This window comes from Streptococcus sp. HMSC072D03 (assembly GCF_001812855.1).
In the GTDB taxonomy this organism is placed as follows: domain Bacteria; phylum Bacillota; class Bacilli; order Lactobacillales; family Streptococcaceae; genus Streptococcus; species Streptococcus salivarius_D.
Map to the genome: position 1 here is coordinate 1 of NZ_KV810608.1, position 18118 is coordinate 18118.

The following is an 18118-nucleotide window of genomic DNA, read 5'->3' on the forward strand; positions in this document are numbered from 1 at the left end:
CATCTTTGTTGCACTTGACTTGACAATTAGGGGAATTAAATTCATATAAAATATGCACGAAAAATAAATCAAAATTAAAAAGTACAAATTAATGAAGTGATTATTGATAAAAATAGTTAATAATTGGTTAAACAAAATATATAACTCGTTTATAAATTTATAGAAATGAACCATTATAAATCTCCTCTTAAATATTGAAAAAACCATTGGCAGTGGACATACTTTAAGACTATATATTTCTGAAACTAGTTTCACAATACAAATATTGACATGCAATTATTAATTGGTGGATTTTAAGTTGACATCTACAAAGCTTAATGTTAGAATACATTCAAAAATATATTTGAATGAGGTATTTTATGATTCAAAATGTTGTTACTTCAATAATCCTGTATTCTGGGACAGCCGTAGACTTACTTATTATCCTAATGTTATTTTTTGCCAAAAGAAAAAGCAGAAAGGACATCATTAACATCTATTTAGGACAATTTCTAGGCTCTGTTAGTCTAATATTCCTAAGTTTGCTTTTTGCATTTGTCTTAAATTATATTCCTAGTAAAGAGATTTTAGGTTTACTCGGTTTGATTCCAATTTTCCTAGGCCTCAAAGTTTTGCTTTTAGGAGATTCTGATGGAGAAGCTATTGCAAAAGATGGTTTGCGAAAAGACAATAAAAACCTGATTTTTCTAGTCGCTATGATTACTTTTGCAAGTTGTGGCGCTGACAATATTGGTGTCTTTGTCCCATATTTTACCACCTTAAATTTAGCGAATTTGATAGTGGCTTTACTTACCTTTCTAGTCATGATTTATCTCTTGGTTTTTTCTGCCCAAAAATTGGCACAAGTCCCTTCTGTTGGAGAAACTTTGGAGAAATATAGCAGATGGTTTATTGCCGTTGTCTATTTAGGATTGGGGATGTATATCCTGATTGAAAACAACAGCTTTGACATGCTATGGGCTGTGTTAGGCTAGGAGAAAAAATTATGAAAAAAGATAGTATCTGTCAAGTGGATGTTATAAATCAACAAAATGTTACAACCGCAACGAACTACCTTGAAAAGGAAAAAGTCCAAAAATCACTTCGCATTTTATCAAAATTTACCGATAATAAACAGATAAATATCATCTTTTATCTCCTTGCCGTCGAAGAACTCTGTGTCTGCGATATAGCCTGTTTATTAAATCTCAGTATGGCATCTGCCTCCCACCATCTTCGTAAACTAGCCAATCAAAACATCTTGGACACTAGAAGAGAGGGGAAAATTATATATTATTTTATAAAAGATGAGGAAATCAGAGATTTTTTTAATCAACTAGGATAACAACTATTTTTACTACTTTTCCATGATTATAGGGAGATTATATATGAAATTTTTTGATGAAAATTACTCACAAGAAATACCTACTCGTATCAAATGTTTAAGAAAAAAGTATAATTTAAAGCAAAGCGACCTAGGTAATGCAGGTCAAGTTAGCCAAGTTGAAAAGGGAGGAATTTGAAAGGATTTGTATCTTTTATTTTTTGTTTCATTTATGCCCTATGCTACTGGAATAGTTAGTAGTCATTTCATGAATCATACGGCACAGCTCTTTTATGGACTGATCGTTATTGTTTCAACGGTAGCAAACTGGTTTTTACATAAAGTAATTGATAAACCCAATATAGATCAGAAAGAATTACTTGAAGCTACCGTACAATATAGGAAGTTATTGATACCTGACCTAATAATTAAAGGAGTGGGATTGATTCTATCCTTAATTCTCTATCCTCCGATTATGATGTATAGTGTTTTAATTGTGGCATTTTACATCATAACTTTAAAAACACTATCCGAAAAAAGAGTGAATAACTAAAAAACGGTGACCAAAGTTAGGTGTATTATTTTAATGCTTAGAGACCTAAACTATTCCCCTATTTTAAAAATATTGATTCAGATTTTATGAAATTAAAAAGTAGATATTGTTCAGAAAATCCTTGATATTACGCTGTTTTTAGTCCAACTGAAATCCATACTTTCCAAACCAGGTCTTAAGAAAGCTCGTAAAGCTTCACAATTCTCAAAACGTTAATTCGTTGCTGGAAAGCAGAATACAAACGAAAACACTTTGCAGTTTGCAAGGTGTTTTTTGTATAGATTTCTGAAAAGTGTTCAAAATCTTACTAGAGTTTTGTCTTCATCTTGAAATTCTTATAACAATGTGATATATTTATAACAGATAAGGTGTGATATATTTATAACATACTAAAAAGAGGTGACTAAAATGAAAATATCGAAGAACTTAAAGATAATTCTTTATATCTCTAGCGTGCTTATTGTTGTATGTTTAGTTTTATTGCTGGGGAATCACCTACCGATTCTAGCGAAAGGTGCTATTATGACGACGGCTTGGCTTCCTTCGTATTTGGTTTGTACGATGCTATCGGTCCTCTCAAAATCAACCTATCAAAAGAAAGAGAAAAAAATGTTTGGGATTACTGCAAAATTATATACAGTGCTTGTATTTCTCTCGTCCTCAATCTATACTATTGGAGTTTGGCTTCTAACTCCTGGTTCTTTGATTAAGAATATAATGTTAGGAATTGGATTAAGTGTTCAATTGTTATTAATGTTTTACTTCTTATTCAAGAGAATTAATGAAGAACCCGATGAACGATTTTATAGAAATATTGCAAAGTCCTCTTCCATTTTGTTTACAATAGCAATCTTTATATTATTGGGAATGGCAACCTTGATAGCTGTCTGTAAAGTTTTCGTTTTGAATGCTGGATTCCTTTATATTTTGGTGGCTTTTTTACTCTTATTATTTGCCATTACTTACTTTATCACTGAAAAAAGGGGATGAAATATGGCGAAAGAAAGTAAAATAAAGACTAACTTGAAAGAAGTAAGGGAAGCTTATGGTATGACTCAACAAGATTTAGCAGATCAAGTAGGAATACGGAGAGAAACGATTGTTCACTTGGAAAATAACCGCTACAACCCTTCGTTGGAAATGGCTTTAAAAATAGCGCAAGTCTTTAATAAACAAGTGGAAGAACTATTTCGTCTGAAATAAGAGAAGTAAAACAATCGAATTGATTTGTGTATCAGTTTTTGGAAACTTGTTATTCTATGGCGAGGTAGTGGTAAAAGGGAGTATTTTCAAAGGAGTTTTTCGTAATAACATTTTAGTTGAAACGCTTTCAAAAAAATAAGATAATAGTTTATTTTTCAAGAATTTTAACCAATAATAGAACTTTTTAGGTGGAAATACTCTCAAAAATGCTAATATTTCTCTAATCTATTCAATTGTGAGGTCTTGCATATTATGTAGTTATCATACAAAAATGATAAAAGTGAATGAATACATTCATTTGGAGGATGATATTGTTCTGCACTTCAAATTTATTGAAATCAAGAGTTTTTTATCTTCAACAAAGATTATTTGAGGTTTTGAAATAAAAGTTATCATAATAAAGAATGTATATTTTACAAATTATGCTTTTATATATGGATGTTCTTTTGTATTTTAACTTAAGGTAAGCCATAACAAAATGCTCAAAATAACACTAAAATTAAAAATAGTTAATCATAACTATTGGTTAGTATGTTCTAAAAACCCATTATTTGTGCGAATTGTAGGATATATTAAAATTCAAAAAAATTTTTTAAAAAATGTTGACATATCTCTAAATAGTGTTATAATCAATGGGTATCGGGAATACCTGATAAAAAAATAAGTTGTTTATAGAGGAGAATTAATTATGAAAAAAGTATTGCTTACTTCAGCAGCAGTTCTTGCGCTTTTTGCGGCTGCAGCGCCAGCAGTTGCGGATATCAATGGTGGAGCTAACACTCCAGGAGCATATGACCAACCAACAACAGGTGGTGGTGTGAATGATGCCTACAACGCTCAAACAGAATTTGAAAATGCTCGTAAAGTAAATGAATACTTGGCAGGGCATCAAGAAGATATCGATGCTGAAGCAGCTCAAGATCCAGCAGTAGTTGCAGCTAAATCTGAATTTGATGCGGTTGAAGGCGGATCACACCTTTACACTGAAAAGAAAGAAGCTTATGAATCAGCTTTGAATACTGCTCGTAACAACGTTCGTAACCGTTACACTGAAGAACTTCAAAAGAAATGGAATACTGCTTCTAAAAAAGAAGGTAATTACTACATTTTGAATGAAACTCCAGAACAAAAGAACGCTCGTTATGAAGCGGAACATGGAGCTCAAGCAGAAGATAAAACTGCTCCATCACAAGAAGATGTGAAAAAAGCTCAAACTTCAGCAGAAAAAGCTAAAAAAGCAGAAGAAAAATCTAAAGCAGTTAAAGAAAACAAATCAGGTTCTAAAGCAGAAGCAAAAGCTCTTCCAAATACTGCGGCAGTAAAATAATTAGTGATTACTAGTTATTACCAAGAATATCACTGAAGTTAGGCTTCAGTGATATTTTATTATTAATAATAAAATGAAGAGAGAGTAGAGATTTATGAGTAAACGCAATAGTAGCACGAAGATCTTAAATAAAAAATCCTTAAGTATTTTGGCATCCATTCTTGTATTAGGATTAGTGATTATTGGTGGAGTCAAACTTTTTACAGGAAACAATGCTCATTCACTTGGGAATAAGGTTACTCAAGTCAGTAACTATAAACCTACCGATGATGAAAAGAAGTATCTCAAGTCGAAGTTTGATGGTCTTTCTGCAACTAATTCAGATACGATTGCTTATATCTATGCACCAGGCACTCAATTAGATGAGCCTGTTGTACAAACTAAAGATAATTCTACATATCTAGATAAAACTTTCGAAGGAGGTAATAAGCCTCTGTTTGGTACTGTATTCATGGATACAGACAATAAGAAAGATTTTAGTGACCGTTTGACTTGGCTTTTTGGTCACGCTAGAGGAAGTCAGGTAGAAGACCATCGTATGTTTAATGATGTTAACTACTACAGTGATCAGTCGTTTTTTGACAAACACAAGTATGTTGTTGTAGAAACCCCTCAAAGAAAGTATTATTATGAAGCTTTTGCGATGGTTATTGTTCCTGAGGATACAGCTTTCTACCGTACATCATTCAAAGATGATAAGGATTTTAAGGAACAATTAGATATTATCTATGATACGGCTGATGTTAAAAACAAGGATTTGAAGGTTAGTGCTTCAGATAAATACCTCGTTCTTTCGACTTGTCGTGAGGAAGATCCAACGATTCGTGCCAATCTCTACTTGCGTCAAATTCCAGACTCTGAGATGTCTGACTTTGTAGCTAAACATGGAAAAGATTTGGAATACACACCAACACGATAATCATTAACAGAACTCTACTTCTCGTGAAGTAGGGTTTTTATTTTATTTGAACAGAGCTACTGTATTTTTAAAGTTGTTATAAGGGTGAGATGTAACTGTTTGTTAATCTTTTTTATCATTAATGGATCAGTTTTTTTGGTACACTAGTAGTATGAAAAAGGAGAGTGTTATGAAACAGAGCCAAGCTAAAAAGCGTGACAATGCGATGACTAATAAGATTTTGATGGGGTTGATTGCTCTCGTCTTAGGTTTGCTTTTTCTTGAGATTTTAATTGTTCATAGTAAGAATGAACAGCAAAAGAATGCCTCAAACCAGGTACAGACAGCACGTATCATGGCTAATGGGGACTTGCTCTATCATGACGGTCTCTATATGAGTGCCCTTCAGTCAGATGGTAGCTATGATTTCACGGAGAATTTTACTTATGTGAAGCCGTGGTTAAAGCAGGCTGATTTGGTTTTGGGTGATTTCGAGGGAACGATTAATCCTGATTATCCTTTGTCAGGCTATCCTCTGTTTAATGCTCCTCAATCAGTGACAGCAGCTATTAAGGATGCTGGTTATGATGTTATGGATTTGGCCCATAATCATATCTTGGATTCTGGTTTAGAGGGAGCTTTTACAACGGCTGATGCTTTAAAAAAAGTGGGAATTGATCCTATTGGTGTTTACGAAAAGCCGGTGCGAGACAAGGCGCCACTGCTCATCAAGAATGTTAATGGTATCAAAGTTGCAATACTTTCCTATGCTTATGGTTACAATGGCCTAGAGTCGAACTTGACGGATAAAGAGGTTGCAGACCACTTATCGAATTTGGATGAAAAACGTATGAAATCCGAGATTCAGCGTGCCGAAAAAGAAGCGGATATCACGGTTATCATGCCTCAGATGGGTGTTGAATATCGTTTGGAACCGACAGATGAACAGGTTAAACTCTATCATAAGATGATTGATTGGGGTGCTGATATTATCTTTGGAGGTCATCCTCATGTGGTAGAACCTTCTGAGGTGGTTAAAAAGGATGGACAGCAAAAACTTATTATTTACTCAATGGGGAATTTTATCTCAAACCAGCGCATAGAGACTATGGATGGTGTGGATAGTGCAGAGTGGACAGAGAGGGGTGTCTTAATGGATGTCACCCTTGAGAAAAAGAATGGTCAAACCACGATTAAGACTGCTCAAGCACATCCGACTTGGGTTAACCGTACGCCTAAAGGAACAACTTCACCAGAGGGATATCCTTTGTATACTTACCAAACTTATATTTTAGAGGATTTCATTAAGGGTGGTAAATATAGAAATAAACTTGATGAAGAAACCAAAGAGCGTATAGATACTGCATATAAAGAAATGAATGCCCATGTTAATTTAAAATGGAAATAAAGCTAAGATATCGCCTGAATTTGGCGATATTTTTTGTTTATCGACAAGTTACCCACAGACTTATCCACACCTGTGGATAAGTCTGTGGGTAGTGTTGAATCTTGATTTTTCAAGGTTTTAAAAGAAGGAAATTATTTAGGTTGTGAACAAGTTTATCCACAAGTAGTTGGGTCAAAGAGAGGATGTTTTCATAAACGATATTAGTTAAAATTCTCGGAAACATTCGTCTTTTTCAAGAAAAAAGATGCAAATTTCATAAAAAATAGCATTTTTAATCAAAATATGCTAAAATTATACAAAATAAAATGATGGAGGCTTCTCATGAAAGCGATTATTACAGTTGTAGGTAAGGACAAAGCAGGTATTGTTGCGGGTGTTGCGACTAAGGTGGCAGAACTTGGCTTGAATATTGATGATATCTCTCAAACAGTTCTTGATGAATTCTTTACCATGATGGCGGTTGTATCATCGGAAGACAAACAAGATTTTACACACCTACGTGCGGAATTGGAAGCCTTTGGTGAGTCATTGAATGTTAAAATCAACATCCAAAGCTCAGCAATTTTTGATGCTATGCACAACTTGTAAGATAGGAGTAGCTTAAAATGGATATTAAACAGGTCACAGAAACCATTGCCATGATTGAGGAGCAGAACTTTGATGTTCGTACCATTACCATGGGGATTTCACTCCTAGACTGTATCGATTCAGATATCGATAAGGCGGCGGAAAAAGTCTATAACAAGATTGTATCTAAGGCTAAAAATTTGGTAGCTGTTGGTGACGAAATTGCAGCTGAACTTGGTATTCCGATTGTTAATAAACGTGTGTCTGTTACTCCGATCTCAATCATCGGTGCGGCAACAGATGCAACAGACTATGTACCTTTTGCGAAGGCATTAGACCGAGCAGCTAAGGAAATCGGCGTTAACTTTATTGGTGGTTTCTCTGCACTCGTTCAAAAGGGCTATCAAAAAGGTGATGAGATTCTTATTAATTCTATTCCACGTGCGCTTGCAGAGACTGATTTTGTCTGCTCATCTGTCAACATTGGTTCAACAAAGACTGGTATTAACATGACAGCAGTACGTGACATGGGACGTATCATCAAAGAGGCTTCTGAGGCAGATCCAATGGGCCCAGGTAAATTGGTGGTCTTTGCTAATGCGGTTGAAGATAATCCATTTATGGCAGGTGCCTTCCACGGTGTTGGTGAGGCTGATGTTGTAATCAATGTTGGGGTTTCAGGTCCTGGTGTTGTGCAACGTGCAGTTGAGAAAGTTCCAGGTGAAAGTTTCGATGTTCTAGCTGAAACAGTTAAGAAGACCGCCTTCAAAATCACACGTGTTGGTCAGTTAGTTGGTCAAATGGCCAGCGAACGTCTTGGTGTCGAGTTTGGTATTGTAGATTTGTCTCTTGCGCCAACACCAGCAGTTGGTGATTCAGTAGCCCGTGTACTTGAAGCGATGGGTCTTGAAGTTGTTGGTACGCATGGTACTACTGCAGCTCTAGCCCTTCTTAACGACCAAGTTAAAAAAGGCGGTATCATGGCATGTAACCAAGTTGGTGGTTTGTCAGGTGCCTTTATTCCAGTTTCTGAAGATGAAGGTATGATTGCTGCGGTTCAATCTGGTCATATCAACCTTGAAAAATTGGAAGCTATGACAGCTATCTGTTCTGTTGGTCTAGACATGATTGCTATTCCTGCTGATACGCCAGATACAACAATCGCGGCCATGATTGCTGATGAAGCGGCTATCGGTGTCATTAACCAGAAAACAACAGCTGTTCGTATCATTCCTTATGGTAAGGAAGGTGACATGTTGGAACTTGGTGGTCTTCTTGGTTATGCACCAGTAATGAAAGTAAACAAGGCTTCATCGGCTGATTTCATTGCGCGTGGTGGTCAAATCCCAGCTCCTGTTCACAGCTTTAAAAACTAAGTGTATGATAATGCTTTGCCAATTGGTAAGGCATTTTCTGATGGTCTCGTTGGCTAGATAGTCGAGGGGATTTGTGCTATAATGAATTCAAAAATGACGGAAAGAAGGGGTGCTATGAGTAAGGTTAAGTTGTATATTGCGAGACACGGCAAAACGATGTTTAACACCATTGGTCGTGCACAAGGTTGGTCTGATAGCCCTTTGACCCCGTTCGGTGAAGAAGGTATTCGTGAATTGGGAGTAGGTCTGAAAGCAGCAGGTGTCCCTTTCAAGGCCGCATATTCTAGTGATTCAGGTCGAACGATTCAAACTATGGATATCATTTTACGTGAGACGGGTTTAGAAACTATTCCTTATAAACGTGACAAACGTATTCGTGAGTGGTGTTTTGGTAGTTTAGATGGTGGCTATGACGGTGAACTTTTCTACGGTGTGCTACCGAGAACAGATGTTTTTCAAGGTAAGGATTTGCATGAGGTAACTTATCCTGAGCTTGCACAAGGTATCCTTGATGTGGATACGGCTGGTTGGGCAGAGCCTTGGGAAGTGCTCAGAAAACGTATTTTAGAGGGGTTCACAGCTATTGCAGAAAATCTTGAGAGGTCTGGTGGCGGTAATGCTATCGTCGTTAGTCACGGCATGACCATTGCAACCTTTGCTTGGTTAATTGATCCTTCTGTCGAGCATCCTTCATTGGACAACGGTTCGGTTACTGTTGTTGCTTATGAAAATGGTAAATTTACATTAGAAGCACTTGGCGATATGACTTATCGTCAGGTTGGGCGAGAGATAATAGAAAAAGAAAATGGTAAAAAATAACTATCCAAGTCGCCGTCAGGCGAAAAAGCAAACCAACTGGTTTTTGGTTATCAGTAGTGTCTTGATTGCGATGCTTTTGATTGCAGCAGGACTTTATTCAGTATTTGGTGTCAGTCGTACAGTCCAACAAACCAATGGATCGTCAGTAACAAAAAGTAGTAAGCAAGCTACCGATGCGACTCAAAGCAAGGATGCAAAGGGACTACCTGATGTATCGCCTAAAGACTGGCAATTGCTTTTGGTAAATCGAGATAATAAGTCTAAAGAACTTAACCCTGAGATTGCTGATGTCGATGGTGTTTCTGTAGATGCAAGAATTGCTAAGAACGTTAAGGAGTTTTTAGCAGCTGCTCAAGAAATTGATCCAAGTTATCACTTGATATCAGGTTATCGTAGTGTTGCTTATCAGACAGAACTTTATAACAGTTATGTTCAACAGGAAATGGCTGCTGACCCAAGTTTGACGGAGTCTCAGGCGGAGAAAAAGGTTCAAACCTATTCACAACCACCAGGAGCGAGTGAACACCAAACAGGTCTTGCGATTGATATGAGTACTGTAGATAGCTTAAATGAAGCAGATCCAGATACAGTAGCTAAAGTCAAAGAGTTGGCGCCGAAATATGGCTTTGTTCTTCGTTTTCCAGATGGTAAAACATCGTCAACGGGTGTAGGCTACGAGGATTGGCATTTCCGCTATGTTGGTAAAGAGTCAGCAGAGTATATGACTGAACATAATCTTACTTTGGAGGAATATTTGGCATTATTAAAGGAGAAATCTAAGTGAGACGACGTTTTAAACTAAAAGCCTTCATTACCTTAGTTGTTGTTTTTGCTTTAGGTATTCTCTTACCTTTGATTCTTCATGCCTCTACAGCTGATAATGCTCGTGCGGTAAAGGTTGCTTACACACAGCAAGAATTTATTGAGACCTTAGCTCCAACAGCTCAAAAGATGTCTAAAAACTATGGTGTACCTGCGTCTATTCTCCTTAGTCAAGCTGCATATGAGTCAAATTATGGTAGCAGTCTTTTATCTGTTAAATATCATAACATCTACAGTCTCCCTGCTCAGCCAGGTCAAGAACGTATTCGTTTAAAGGATAGTATCTACAGTAAAGGGAAATGGCAATACCAAAAGGTGGATTTTGCAGTTTTTAAGGATTGGTCAAGTTCTATGATGACTTATTTAGAAGAACTTCGCCAAGGAACGTGGGGCGAGTCGACCTATAAAGAGGTGGCAGGAACGACTAGTTATAAAGTTGCGGCAGAAAAACTACAAGCTGCGGGTTTTAGCAGTGATCCAGATTATGCCAAACACCTCATATCTATTATTGAGACCTATCATTTGTCAAAATATGATTGATAAGATTAGAGTGCTTCTGAGGTGCTCTTTTTTAACTTTTCTAGGTCTTAAGATGTATTTTTAGCACTCTTACAAAAAGAGTGCTAATTTTTTTGGTTTTTTGGGTTGACATGTTCAAGTTTAGGTGTATAATAGAATCATAAGTTAGCAGTCGATGCATTAGAGTGCTAATAAATAGAAATGAGGTGACATCGTGATTACGCAAAGGCAAAACACTATTTTGAATTTGATAGTTGAGATGTTCACTCGTACACATGAACCGGTTGGTTCGAAAGCATTACAAGAATCAATTGATTCGAGTTCAGCGACCATTCGTAATGACATGGCCAAGCTTGAAAAGATGGGCTATCTTGAAAAAGCTCATACTTCTAGTGGGCGTATGCCAAGCCGAGCAGGTTTCCAGTATTTCGTCGCTAATTCTTTGAATCTTGATACGATTGATGAACAAGATGTTTATCAAGTGGTTAAGGCCTTTGATTTTGAAGCCTTTAAACTTGAAGATATCTTGGATGCGGCGGCGAAGCTGCTGGCAGAAATGACAGGATGTACAGCAGTGATTCAAGATGTGGAACCGACACGACAACGTCTGACTGGATTTGACATTGTTCATCTGTCCAATCACGACGCTTTAGCGGTTCTTACTCTAGATGAATCTAAGCCTGTGACAGTTCAATTTGCTATTCCAAAAAATTTCTTGTCTAGTGATTTGGAAATTCTTCATAAGCTTGTTCAAGAACGTTTTTTGGGAAACACTGTCTTAGATATCCATTACCGATTGAGAACTGAGATTCCTCAGATTGTGCAAAAGTATTTCAAAATAACAGATAATGTTCTAGATTTGTTTGATTATATCTTTTCACAACTTTTTAAGGAATTGATTTTCATCGAAGGTAAGGTTGCATCACTGACTTATGCCGATTTAAAAACCTATCAATTTTTGGACAATCCACAACATGTGGCACTTGAGCTTCGATCAGCTATCTCCGATGATGAAGTGACCAAGATTTCGGTTGCAGAATCAACTGAAGAAGCGCTTGAAAATGTCACAGTTATGAGTCATAAATTCCTGATTCCTTATCGTGGGATGGCACTCATGCATGTGATTGGTCCAGTTGAAATGGATTATCGTCGCATGGTTAGTTTGGTCAATGTTATTAGTAGAGTTTTGGTTATGAAGTTGACGGATTATTACCGTTACCTCAATAGTAACCATTATGAAGTTAGCTAAGATGTAACATTTAAAAAGTATAGAAAGAGGTGTATGCCTTGACTGAAGATATTAAAAAAGAAGAAGTGAAAGAAGAGGAAGCTACGGAGACAACTGAAGAAGTTGTAGAGGAAGTAAGCGAACCTTCTGAACTTGAAGAAGCCCAAGCGCGTGCCGAAGAATTTGAAAACAAATACCTTCGTGCCCATGCAGAAATGCAAAACATTCAGCGACGTGCAAATGAAGAACGTCAACAATTGCAAAAGTATCGTAGCCAAGATTTGGCAAAAGCGATTTTGCCATCACTTGATAACCTTGAACGTGCTCTTGCCGTTGAGGGCTTGACTGATGATGTCAAAAAAGGTTTGGAAATGGTGCAAGAAAGTTTAGTGCATGCTCTTAAAGAGGAAGGAATTGAAGAAATTCCAGCTGATGGTGATTTCGATCATAACTTCCACATGGCAATTCAAACAATGCCTGCAGATGATGAACATCCAGCAGACACGATTGCACAAGTTTTCCAAAAAGGGTATAAACTCCACGAACGCGTCTTACGTCCAGCTATGGTAGTTGTATATAATTAATTGAAAACTTGTCCGAAATGACAGAAAACTATGAATGAAAGATAAAAAAAGCAAAATAGAAATTAAAGTAAAAAGGGGAAAACATATGTCTAAAATCATTGGTATTGACTTAGGTACAACAAACTCAGCAGTAGCAGTTCTTGAAGGAACTGAATCAAAAATTATCGCAAACCCAGAAGGTAACCGCACAACTCCATCTGTTGTGTCATTCAAAAACGGTGAAATCATCGTTGGTGACGCTGCAAAACGTCAAGCAGTAACAAACCCAGATACAATCATCTCTATCAAATCTAAGATGGGTACTTCTGAAAAAGTTTCTGCAAACGGTAAAGAATACACACCACAAGAGATTTCAGCTATGATTCTTCAATACTTGAAAGGTTATGCTGAAGATTACCTTGGTGAAAAAGTAACTAAAGCAGTTATCACAGTTCCTGCTTACTTCAATGATGCACAACGTCAAGCAACAAAAGACGCTGGTAAAATCGCTGGTCTTGAAGTAGAACGTATCGTCAACGAACCAACAGCAGCAGCCCTTGCTTACGGTTTGGATAAGACTGATAAAGAAGAAAAAATCTTGGTATTCGACCTTGGTGGTGGTACATTCGATGTATCTATCCTTGAACTTGGTGACGGTGTCTTTGACGTGTTGGCAACTGCAGGGGATAACAAACTCGGTGGTGATGACTTTGACCAAAAAATCATCGACCACATGGTTGAAGAATTCAAGAAAGAAAATGGAATCGACTTGTCAACAGACAAGATGGCTCTTCAACGCTTGAAAGATGCAGCTGAAAAAGCTAAGAAAGACCTTTCTGGTGTTACTTCGACACAAATCAGCTTGCCATTCATCACTGCTGGTGAGGCTGGACCTCTTCACTTGGAAATGACATTGACTCGTGCGAAATTCGATGATTTGACTCGTGACCTTGTGGAACGTACGAAAACTCCAGTTCGTCAAGCCCTTTCAGATGCAGGTTTGAGCTTGTCAGATATTGACGAAGTTATCCTTGTCGGTGGTTCAACTCGTATCCCTGCCGTTGTAGAAGCTGTTAAAGCTGAAACTGGTAAAGAACCAAACAAATCAGTTAACCCTGATGAAGTAGTTGCCATGGGTGCTGCTATCCAAGGTGGTGTTATTACTGGTGATGTCAAAGACGTTGTCCTTCTTGACGTAACGCCATTGTCACTTGGTATCGAAACAATGGGTGGAGTGTTCACAAAACTTATTGACCGCAACACTACTATTCCAACATCTAAATCACAAGTCTTCTCAACTGCAGCAGACAACCAACCAGCCGTTGATATCCACGTTCTTCAAGGGGAACGCCCAATGGCAGCGGATAACAAGACTCTTGGACGTTTCCAATTGACTGATATCCCAGCTGCACCTCGTGGTATCCCACAAATCGAAGTTACTTTCGATATTGATAAGAACGGTATCGTATCTGTTAAAGCTAAAGACCTTGGAACTCAAAAAGAACAAACAATTGTTATCCAATCTAACTCTGGTTTGACAGACGAAGAAATTGAAAAGATGATGAAAGATGCTGAAGCAAATGCTGAAGCAGATGCAAAACGTAAAGAAGAAGTAGATCTTCGTAACGAAGTTGACCAAGCTATCTTTGCGACTGAAAAAACAATCAAAGAAACAGAAGGTAAAGGCTTCGACACAGAACGTGATGCTGCTCAATCAGCTCTTGATGACCTTAAGAAAGCTCAAGAATCAGGCAATCTTGATGACATGAAGGCTAAATTGGAAGCTCTTAACGAAAAAGCTCAAGCTCTTGCAGTTAAACTTTACGAACAAGCTGCAGCAGCACAACAAGCTCAAGCAGGAGCAGAAGGTGCACAAACAGCAGATAACTCAGGCGACGACGTCGTAGACGGAGAGTTTACTGAAAAATAAGATGCAAAGTCCGTTAAAACTTCACAGTGAAAATAGGAAGATTTCTCTTTTTCACCAAGAGGTTAGGGCGTGCTCAGTTCGGTAAGGTGTTGAGCTTAGCTAGTAAATGATAAAAAGAAATCCAGAGGTTGCAAACCAGCCTCTGTTTTTCGCTAAAATAAGTGAAGTGAATATAAGATATAGTTTTACTTCGTATCGTAACAAATATAAAATAGAAAGGAACAAAGAGTGTTCGTCGTTGAACACGGGCTATGGATTAAGCCAAAAAGATAGTTGGTTTCAAGGGACTAGGTGTTCATCTTCAAAACTATTACTTTGGCTTTCTCCATTAGATGCCCTTTGTATCTAAAATTATGAACAATACCGAATATTACGATCGTCTTGGGGTATCTAAGGATGCCTCTCAAGATGAAATTAAACGTGCCTATCGTAAGATGTCTAAGAAATACCACCCAGACATTAATAAAGAACCAGGTGCGGAAGAAAAATATAAAGAGGTCCAAGAGGCCTACGAAACTTTAAGTGATGACCAAAAACGTGCAGCCTATGACCAATACGGACCAGATGGTGCGAATGGTTTTGGTGGTCAAGGAGGCTTTGGTGGCTTCGATGGTGGTGCAGGCTTTGGTGGCTTTGAGGATATCTTCTCTAGCTTCTTTGGTGGTGGTGCTACTCGTAACCCGAATGCTCCACGTCAAGGTGATGATCTTCAGTACCGTGTCAACCTAAGCTTCGAAGAGGCGATTTTTGGTGCCGAAAAAGAAGTTCACTACAATCGTGAAGCAACATGTAAGACATGTTCAGGATCTGGTGCAAAACCTGGAACTAGCCCTGTAACTTGTGGTCGCTGTCATGGTCAAGGGGTTATCAATGTCGATACGCAAACGCCACTTGGTATGATGCGTCGTCAAGTAACCTGTGATGTCTGTCATGGAACAGGTCAAGAAATTAAAGAGCCATGTCAAACTTGTCACGGAACAGGACATGAAAAACAAAGCCACAAAGTATCTGTCAAGATTCCAGCAGGTGTTGAAACAGGTCAACAAATCCGTCTTGCAGGTCAAGGTGAAGCTGGTTTCAATGGTGGTCCTTATGGAGACCTCTTTGTAATCATCAATGTTAATCCAAGCGATAAGTTTACTCGTGATGGATCAACAATTTACTATACACTTAACATTTCTTTTGTCCAAGCCGCTCTTGGTGATACTGTCGAAGTACCAACAGTTCACGGAAACGTTGAGATGACTATTCCAGCAGGAACTCAAACAGGCAAAACTTTCCGTCTAAAAGGAAAGGGTGCTCCACGTCTTCGTGGAGGTTCACAAGGAGACCAACACGTTACAGTTAAGATTGTAACTCCTACGAAGCTAAACGATGCTCAAAAAGAAGCTCTCCTTGCATTCGCCAAGGCAAGTGGAGATGAAAAAATCGCACCACAGAAAAAAGGTTTCTTCAATAAAGTAAAGGATGCCTTAGAAGATTTATAAAGGAAGGACGCTGAAAGCGTCTTTTTCTTTATGTCAAAGCTGTATGGGGGCAGTTGACAATCGACCTACTTTTTATCCTTGAAAAAATCTGATATGATAATTTTATGGTTAGATACAAAGCGACAATTTCCTATGATGGTACACTTTTCTCAGGTTTTCAAAGACAACCAAATGCACGTTCTATTCAAGAAGAACTTGAAAAGACTCTCTTACGGTTAAATAGCGGAACACCTGTCACCGTTCATGGAGCGGGTCGTACAGATGCAGGTGTTCATGCCTATGGACAAGTTATACACTTCGATTTGCCCCAGGAGCGGGATCCAGAGAAGTTACGTTTTGGTTTGGATACGCAATGTCCAGATGATATTGATGTTGTTAGTATCGAACTCGTATCAGAAGAATTTCATGCACGATACAATAAACACAGTAAAACTTATGAGTTCTTAGTAGATGCAGGGCGACCTAAGAACCCTATGATGCGTAATTATGCGACCCACTATCCCTACCCTCTAAGTTTAGCACCTATGCAGGAGGCTGCTAAGGATTTGGTCGGCACACATGATTTTACAGGCTTCACAGCTTCAGGAACTTCTGTAGAAAATAAAGTACGCACAATTACACAAGCTAGTGTATCTATCGATGAGAAAACTGGATTTTATATCTTTACTTTTTCTGGGAATGGTTTTCTCTATAAGCAAGTTAGAAATATGGTCGGCACCTTGTTGAAGATTGGCAATGGTCGCATGCCTGTTTCGCAAGTTAAGACAGTGTTGGAAAGTCGTGATCGTAATCTCGCAGGACCAACAGCAGCAGGAAATGGATTATATTTGAAGGAGATAAGATATGAGTGATGAATTGATTTTAGCGATTTCGGGGAATGATATTTTTAGTGGTGGCGGACTTCATGCAGACTTAGCGACGTTTACCACTAATAAACAACATGGATTTGTGGCTCTTACCTGTCTGACAGCTATGACTGAGAATGGTTTTGAGGTTATTCCGGTTGATACTAATGTTTTTAAACAACAACTTGACTCACTAAAAGATATCCCATTCTCAGCAATTAAAATTGGTTTGTTGCCTAACGTTGAAATCGCGGAATTAACGTTGGATTTTGTAAAAAAACATTCTGATATTCCAATTGTCTTGGATCCTGTTTTAGTATGTAAGGAGACTCATGACGTTGAAGTTTCTCAACTACGTGATGAATTGGTTAAATTTTTCCCTTATACCACGGTTATCACTCCGAACTTACCTGAAGTCGAACTGCTTATAGATAGAAAGGTTAAGACTCTTGATGATATGAAGCATGCGGCTAGCTATCTCAATGAATTAGGTGCTAAGACTGTCGTTGTCAAAGGTGGAAATCGCTTGGATGGTAATAAAGCGATAGATGTCTTTTATGATGGAACAGATTACAAATTGTTTGAAGAAGCTGTGCTAGACAAAAACAATACAGGTGCAGGATGTACATTTGCTTCAAGTATAGCTAGTGAATTAGTTAAAGGATGTTCAGAAACTGAAGCTGTGGCAAATGCTAAAGCATTTGTTTATGAATCAATTAAACAATCAAATGAATTTGGAGTAGTTCAATATGCAAAATAAGAAAACAAAAGAGCTAACATTATTAGCTATCTTAACAGCTTTATCAGTGACCTTTGGATTCGTAGCTAAAATTCCGACTCCAACAGGGCTTTTAACTTTGGTAGATGCAGGAATCTACTTCACAGCCTTCTATCTTGGCAAGAAAGAAGGGGCAATTGTGGGAGGACTATCTGCATTTTTGATAGATTTGCTATCATCTGCTCCGCAATGGATGTTTATCAGTTTGTTAATCCATGGTGCACAAGGTTATTTTGCTGGATTTAAGGGTAACTATCGTATCCTAGGTCTTCTGATTGCTACAATTGTGATGGTGGGTGGCTATGCACTTGCTTCAGTATTTATGTATGGAACAGGAGCTTCAATCGCAGAAGTGATTCCTAATTTCTGCCAAAACGCTCTCGGCCTAGTCGTTGGATGGGTATTGTATCAAGGATTCAAAAAGGTTCAATCTAAAAAAGATTAATAGCTTTACTAAAATCCTATTGACAAGCATTAATTTGGGTGTTAAGA

20 protein-coding genes are annotated in these 18118 nt (G+C 37.8%); all 20 read left to right on the forward strand.

Translation table 11 applies throughout. The features are described 5' to 3' along the window. The first annotated feature begins 359 nt into the window (after nucleotides 1–359). The 20 genes from HMPREF2877_RS00275 (at nucleotide 360) to HMPREF2877_RS00370 (ending at nucleotide 18071) form a co-directional block, all read left to right on the forward strand. Nucleotides 360–974 carry a CadD family cadmium resistance transporter gene (locus tag HMPREF2877_RS00275; protein ID WP_045001996.1) on the forward strand — a complete coding sequence of 205 codons (615 nt, stop codon included), beginning with the start codon at nucleotides 360–362 and terminating at the stop codon, nucleotides 972–974. Nucleotides 975–985: 11 nt separating this feature from the next. Then, a complete protein-coding gene (gene cadX, locus HMPREF2877_RS00280) occupies nucleotides 986–1324 on the forward strand; it encodes a Cd(II)/Zn(II)-sensing metalloregulatory transcriptional regulator CadX (protein WP_000711078.1) in 339 nt (112 codons plus the stop codon). Nucleotides 1325–1367: 43 nt separating this feature from the next. Beyond that, nucleotides 1368–1502 carry a hypothetical protein gene (locus HMPREF2877_RS11095; RefSeq protein ID WP_002889641.1) on the forward strand — a complete coding sequence of 45 codons (135 nt, stop codon included), beginning with the start codon at nucleotides 1368–1370 and terminating at the stop codon, nucleotides 1500–1502. A gap of 762 nt (nucleotides 1503–2264) precedes the next feature. Next, nucleotides 2265–2846, forward strand: a complete 582-nt coding sequence (locus HMPREF2877_RS00290) for a hypothetical protein (protein WP_002886383.1) — start codon at nucleotides 2265–2267, stop codon at nucleotides 2844–2846. 3 nt (nucleotides 2847–2849) lie between these two features. Further along, nucleotides 2850–3059, forward strand: a complete 210-nt coding sequence (locus tag HMPREF2877_RS00295; RefSeq protein WP_002886384.1) for a helix-turn-helix transcriptional regulator — start codon at nucleotides 2850–2852, stop codon at nucleotides 3057–3059. A gap of 688 nt (nucleotides 3060–3747) precedes the next feature. After that, nucleotides 3748–4386 carry an amylase-binding adhesin AbpA gene (abpA, locus tag HMPREF2877_RS00300; protein ID WP_002886387.1) on the forward strand — a complete coding sequence of 213 codons (639 nt, stop codon included), beginning with the start codon at nucleotides 3748–3750 and terminating at the stop codon, nucleotides 4384–4386. A gap of 94 nt (nucleotides 4387–4480) precedes the next feature. Beyond that, entirely contained in the window at nucleotides 4481–5305 is an 825-nt protein-coding gene (gene srtB / locus HMPREF2877_RS00305) for a class B sortase, LPKTxAVK-specific (protein ID WP_045771751.1), read from the forward strand. Between the two features lie 169 nt (nucleotides 5306–5474). Then, nucleotides 5475–6692, forward strand: coding sequence for a CapA family protein (locus tag HMPREF2877_RS00310; RefSeq protein ID WP_049529379.1), 1218 nt, complete (start codon nucleotides 5475–5477; stop codon nucleotides 6690–6692). 321 nt (nucleotides 6693–7013) lie between these two features. Beyond that, a complete protein-coding gene (locus tag HMPREF2877_RS00315; RefSeq protein ID WP_003092287.1) occupies nucleotides 7014–7280 on the forward strand; it encodes an ACT domain-containing protein in 267 nt (88 codons plus the stop codon). Nucleotides 7281–7297: 17 nt separating this feature from the next. Next, nucleotides 7298–8635 (forward strand): PFL family protein, encoded by a 1338-nt coding sequence (locus HMPREF2877_RS00320; protein ID WP_002886391.1) that lies wholly within the window; start codon nucleotides 7298–7300, stop codon nucleotides 8633–8635. 114 nt (nucleotides 8636–8749) lie between these two features. Further along, nucleotides 8750–9454 carry a histidine phosphatase family protein gene (locus HMPREF2877_RS00325; RefSeq protein WP_049529380.1) on the forward strand — a complete coding sequence of 235 codons (705 nt, stop codon included), beginning with the start codon at nucleotides 8750–8752 and terminating at the stop codon, nucleotides 9452–9454. Further along, nucleotides 9441–10238, forward strand: coding sequence for a M15 family metallopeptidase (locus HMPREF2877_RS00330; RefSeq protein ID WP_049529381.1), 798 nt, complete (start codon nucleotides 9441–9443; stop codon nucleotides 10236–10238). Before HMPREF2877_RS00325 ends, HMPREF2877_RS00330 begins: the two co-directional genes overlap by 14 nt. Then, a complete protein-coding gene (locus HMPREF2877_RS00335) occupies nucleotides 10235–10816 on the forward strand; it encodes a glycoside hydrolase family 73 protein (RefSeq protein WP_014633693.1) in 582 nt (193 codons plus the stop codon). The genes HMPREF2877_RS00330 and HMPREF2877_RS00335 overlap by 4 nt, the downstream gene beginning before the upstream one ends. Before the next feature lie 193 nt (nucleotides 10817–11009). Next, nucleotides 11010–12044 carry a heat-inducible transcriptional repressor HrcA gene (gene hrcA / locus HMPREF2877_RS00340; protein WP_004182170.1) on the forward strand — a complete coding sequence of 345 codons (1035 nt, stop codon included), beginning with the start codon at nucleotides 11010–11012 and terminating at the stop codon, nucleotides 12042–12044. Nucleotides 12045–12082: 38 nt separating this feature from the next. Then, the gene (gene grpE / locus HMPREF2877_RS00345) at nucleotides 12083–12607 is read left to right on the forward strand and encodes a nucleotide exchange factor GrpE (RefSeq protein WP_002886396.1); all 525 of its coding nucleotides are present in this window, start codon (nucleotides 12083–12085) and stop codon (nucleotides 12605–12607) included. Nucleotides 12608–12692: 85 nt separating this feature from the next. Continuing rightward, on the forward strand, nucleotides 12693–14516 hold the full coding sequence (dnaK, locus tag HMPREF2877_RS00350; RefSeq protein WP_002886397.1) for a molecular chaperone DnaK: 1824 nt from the start codon (nucleotides 12693–12695) through the stop codon (nucleotides 14514–14516). Nucleotides 14517–14869: 353 nt separating this feature from the next. After that, nucleotides 14870–16003, forward strand: coding sequence for a molecular chaperone DnaJ (dnaJ, locus tag HMPREF2877_RS00355; RefSeq protein ID WP_002886399.1), 1134 nt, complete (start codon nucleotides 14870–14872; stop codon nucleotides 16001–16003). A gap of 104 nt (nucleotides 16004–16107) precedes the next feature. Continuing rightward, nucleotides 16108–16854 carry a tRNA pseudouridine(38-40) synthase TruA gene (gene truA, locus HMPREF2877_RS00360; RefSeq protein ID WP_004182157.1) on the forward strand — a complete coding sequence of 249 codons (747 nt, stop codon included), beginning with the start codon at nucleotides 16108–16110 and terminating at the stop codon, nucleotides 16852–16854. After that, nucleotides 16847–17608 (forward strand): bifunctional hydroxymethylpyrimidine kinase/phosphomethylpyrimidine kinase, encoded by a 762-nt coding sequence (locus HMPREF2877_RS00365; RefSeq protein WP_045768725.1) that lies wholly within the window; start codon nucleotides 16847–16849, stop codon nucleotides 17606–17608. Before truA ends, HMPREF2877_RS00365 begins: the two co-directional genes overlap by 8 nt. Then, on the forward strand, nucleotides 17598–18071 hold the full coding sequence (locus HMPREF2877_RS00370) for an ECF transporter S component (RefSeq protein ID WP_022496745.1): 474 nt from the start codon (nucleotides 17598–17600) through the stop codon (nucleotides 18069–18071). The genes HMPREF2877_RS00365 and HMPREF2877_RS00370 overlap by 11 nt, the downstream gene beginning before the upstream one ends. The last annotated feature ends 47 nt before the right edge of the window (nucleotides 18072–18118 follow it).